Origin of the sequence: Caballeronia sordidicola (assembly GCF_002220365.1) — a bacterium.
Classification (GTDB): Bacteria; Pseudomonadota; Gammaproteobacteria; order Burkholderiales; family Burkholderiaceae; genus Caballeronia; species Caballeronia sordidicola_C.
Genome location: NZ_MTHB01000113.1, coordinates 1 through 4,586 on the forward strand (window position 1 = coordinate 1; position 4,586 = coordinate 4,586).

The window sequence follows — 4,586 nt, forward strand, 5'->3', positions numbered from 1 at the left end:
CTCCCCGCTCGCCTGCATTTCACTTCCCGGCACGCAATGCGACTGCAGCGACAAATACCCGGGGTTATACGCTTTCGCCTCTTTCTTCGGCAGCGTATAAGCAATCCGGCATTGTTCAACCGGACCGTTTCCCCACTTCACCGTCAGCGCGCCCTGATCCTCAAGACCGCGTGCAAATATTCTGCTGTCCTGACCGACCACGCCCACGCTCTTGCCTTGTTCGTCTTCCACACTCGCTCCAAAGGGTAACGCTCCACCACCCAGTTTCGGCGCCTGAATCAATGCAGCCCGTCCACTCACCGTCTCGTACTTCATCATCACTATAGAACCTGCGCGCGGCGCCACTTGCGCTGACGTCGATTTAAATTCGACATCGGTGGACGTGCCCTTCGGGTCAATATCCACTTCGTTCATGCTGTACGGCGACAAGTACGGAACCACCGCATAACCGCGTGAATCCACCTTCGTTCCCGGTGAGCTCGTCACCATTGCACCGGCCGCGGCAGGGGCTTCAATAATCCCGATCGTGTCGCCCACCGTCTGCGATAACGTCACCCCGCCCGGGTGCGCCACCACCGAACCCTGCACGCCCGCCGACACCTGACGCGTGCCGCCACCCGCGCTCGCCGAGGCATTGAACGTCGCGTAAGGCGCGCGATACGTCGCGCTCGCCCCCGCGTTGCCATTGTTGGCCGAACTGCCGCCCGCGTTATACGTGCCGTATCCGTTGTACGAGAACTGGTTCGTTTCACCCAGCGAACCACTCACGTTCGCCTGCATGTTCGTCGCGCCGTCGGACGTGTGCGAGGCGTTCGTGGTCAGCATCGGCGCATGCGCCTTGTGGCCCAGCGGAATGGTCGTGCTCAGCATGAAGTCGTTCGACATCTGGCCGTCCATCGAGCGCGTGCGCCCAGCCGTCAGGCTGTACGTCCCGTATTTGAACGCGTTGGTGTAGCCGGCCTGGAACAGCGTGTCGGCGCCACCCCGGTTCCAGTAGTTCTGCGACGAGCCCGTCACGAACATCGTGCCGTGATCCCCCAGCTTCTGGTTCACCGACACCTGCATACGATTACGCTGTCTGTAAATCGAGTTGATATCACCACCGTGGTCCGCAATATCCCTCACCGTCGCTGCATCGTTCAGGTTCATGTACCCCGCCGTCGAGAAACGATACGCGGCCACCGACACGTTCGTGTCGGTGGCCGCGATGAACTTGCTATAGCCCACGCGCAAGCTCGTGCCGTGCATCGACTGCGCGTTCGGGATGCTGGTGAACGCGCCTGTCACGTCCATCGAGAACGCACCAATGCCCGTGTTCAACGCACCACCCACGTTTATCGCGCCATAACCGCTCGACGCCACCGCGCCGCCATAAGCGGTGACGGTGTTGGTCAGCCCACGCTGGATCGTGAACTGCGCGAAGACGGGTTTGGTATCGAGCGAATCGTTGCGCAGTTGGCCGGCGGTCGCGCTAAACCGCGTGACGCCGGGGCGCAGCAATTGCGCCACCGATGCAAACGGCACCGTGAACTCCTTGCTGCGGCCATCGGCTTCCGTCACGGTCACCACCAGGTCGCCACCGTAGCCGGTCGAGTACAGATCGCTGATTTCAAACGGGCCTGGCGCGACATTCGTTTCCTGCAACACCTGGCCGTTCTGGCGGATCGTCACGCGTGCGTTCGTTTCCGCCGTGCCGCGCACGACCGGCGCGTAACCGCGCATCGATTCAGGCAGCATGCGGTCGTCGGTGGCCAGTTGCACACCGCGAAACGACACGCTGTCGAAGATCTCGCCGGTCGTGCTCGCATCGCCCACGGTCAACTGCGAGCCCAGTTTCGTCACGTCGCGCTGCGCATAGGTCGCGATGTTGTCGAATTGCGTCTTTCGTCCCGTCGCAGCCGACACCGACGATTGATGGCGGATATGCCACGCGCCAAGGTTCACGCCCGCGCTCAAGCCCAGATAGCTCTGGCTGGAACCCACGCCCGATCCCGCCGTGTGATACGTGTTCGCGTTGTAGCTCAGGAAACCACCGTTGACGCCCTGCTCCCACTGCTCGGGCGGCACATAACCGCGCGCCGAATTCTTCATGAACGCCTGCGGCACGCTCAGTTCGAGCGTCTGCTGCGTGAAGTCGAAGTCGAGCGTCGCGCCCGGTACGGCCGTGGCAATGTCATCGCAGGTTTCTGCGTTGGCGGCCGTGTTTGCAGCCGTGTTTGCAGCCGTGTTTGCAGCCGCCGCAGCGGCCTTCGCAACGCTACGTCCCGCGGCCGTATCAGCCTTTGCCAGATCAACACCCGCACGCTGCAGCAGCGCGCGGCTGAAACAAGGCTTTGCGCCCAGCTTGCCGTCAGTTGAAACAAAGCGAATGTCTTCACGCGCCAGACGCGCACCATTGACGATCAGGTCGACCGAATAAGTGCCCGGCGTCACCGCGTTGCCGCGCGCGAAACGGCTGGTATCGACTGCGCTGCCCGCCTCCCCGCGCAGGTACATGTTGTCGAAACTGACTTCATCGACGGCACCGCCCTGGGTTTGCGGCGTTGTCGCGGCATCCGCCACGGCTTGAGGAATCGCACCACACGCCATCATCGAGAAAGCAATTGCAGCAAGCGGCTTCAGGCGCAGCCGGAATGCGACCGGGGACTGAGCATTGAATACGGTTTGAGCAGAGAGTTTCATGATCCAGCCTGCGATGAGTGGGGCAATTCAGACGCGACTCGACCCACCGGGCTGTTCGGGACAGTCCGTTCGGTAAAACGCGCGTTGCGTGTTGGGGGAAGGCGTCGGCTCGGTATGGCCCGCGACACCTTCAATCCGCCCCGGTGAGGGGCGAAGACTTACGGCCAGTCTTTCAACCGGCTTTACAGAGCTTTACGGAGCAATAGGCGCATCGAACGGCAGGGAGCCGCCGAAATCGCTGATACCTTGGTACTTGACGTGCGCGTTGGCAGGAACCGCCCTGAGGTTCTTCACCGGGAACTGCGCGGTGCCACGCGGCTCGACCATGCCACCGATGTCGTTCGTATAGGTCTGGCCAGCACCCATCACGTCGATCTTGCTGAACGACACGTAGTACGCCGTCGGGTTCGTCGCCTTCACGTCGTAGCCTTTGTTGTCGGCCGAGGGCACCAGCTTCCAGGTTACTTTCGAGGGCGCTTCGTCGGCCGTGCCGGGCAAGCCCTTCGGACGCGCAAACACCTTGATGCGCGTGCGAAACGCAAACTGCAGCGTGTTGGTGTCCGAGGTCTTCGCGATCTTGGGCGGCACGTCGAGCACATTCAGCCAGAACACCGACTCGCGATCCTGCGGCAACGCGTCACCCGTGTACATCATGCGCAGCGTCTGCGACTTGTTGGCATCCATGCGGAAGATCGGCGGCGTCAGCACGAACGGCGCGCTCGCTTCACCCGGCTTCGCGTCCGCATTGCCCTTGTCCATCCACACCTGCACCAGCGAGGGCTCAGCGCGATCGTTGGTGAGCTTGAGCGTCACCTCACGATTTTCAAGGGGATACACCACCCGCGTGCCGCCCACGGTCACGCTGGCGCCCGCACTGCCGGCCAACAGCGCCGCGACCAGACCCAAACCACATGCAATACGACTAATGGACTTCATGATTGGTGCATCTCCGTGAAAAACGTATCTCGATATTTCGGTAAAAAAACAGGCATCTGCACTCGCAGACACCTGTCAGTCAGGCTTACTGGTAGTCGACCGTGTACTGGACCGAGGTGTTGACCGGGCCCGCTGTGGCCTTGCCGGTGGCGTAGTACTCAGCGAAGTACTTCAGGTTCGCGTCACCCGACACAATCGCCACGCCGTTGCCAGCCATATCGTTGTTTGCACCCGTGACGACGTTGATCGGCAGATGCGATGCATTCAACAAACGAACCTGGACGTTCTGCGCACCGGCAGGTGCCTGGTTCGTCAGGTAACCGGTGCTCTGGTCGATCGTCGGGCCGTTTTCGAAACGCGCGACGGCCTTCGTTTCGGTCGAGCAGCCGCTCAGCGCGAAAGTCAGGTCGGTGGCAGCTGTCGTGCCGGCCGTTGCGCCCGCTGAGCTCAGCGTGCTGTCGGTCACCGTCGGCAACGTGACGTTCTTGTCAGCGGCGCCCACCGTCTTTGCATCGATCGAGCAGGTCGTATCGGTCACGGCGCCCGTGAAGGTGATCGTGCCGTCAGCAGCGCTTGCGCCGCTCGAAGCGAGTGCCATCGTGGCCAGGGTTGCAGCAGCAGCGAGGGTGGAGAGAAATGATTTCATGAACGTTTCCAGTAGAGAAATGAATGCGGGTTTGTAGACACTTACAGCGCTTAGGACTACTTCGTCCTGTCATGCTGAGCGCGCAGTGCGAGCCACCTGTTTTTTTCATCGTCTGGATTCGTGTGGGAGGCGATGAACCGGTTCGTCTGCGAGTGAATGAATATTAAGACCGGGTACCTCGGATGACCCTCGGAACTCTCTTAAAGAATTAGGACAAAATTGAGAGTTCCTAAGAGCGAAATGGTGCGTGTGGGTGGGATGGGCGCGGTCATGGACGCCTAAAAGCCCAAAGGCGTCCGCGATGCGGACGCCTTTGGGCTTT

At 61.2% G+C, this 4,586-nt stretch carries 3 protein-coding genes; all 3 read right to left on the reverse strand.

From position 1 onward, the window contains the following. A partial coding sequence (locus tag BSU04_RS19030; RefSeq protein WP_144021272.1) for a fimbria/pilus outer membrane usher protein occupies positions 1 to 2,682 on the reverse strand: 2,682 nt, incomplete at its 3' end. 192 nt (positions 2,683 to 2,874) lie between these two features. After that, a complete protein-coding gene (locus BSU04_RS19035) occupies positions 2,875 to 3,618 on the reverse strand; it encodes a fimbrial biogenesis chaperone (RefSeq protein WP_089162095.1) in 744 nt (247 codons plus the stop codon). Between the two features lie 85 nt (positions 3,619 to 3,703). Continuing rightward, positions 3,704 to 4,264, reverse strand: coding sequence for a fimbrial protein (locus tag BSU04_RS19040; RefSeq protein ID WP_089162096.1), 561 nt, complete (start codon positions 4,262 to 4,264; stop codon positions 3,704 to 3,706). Positions 4,265 to 4,586: the final 322 nt, after the last annotated feature.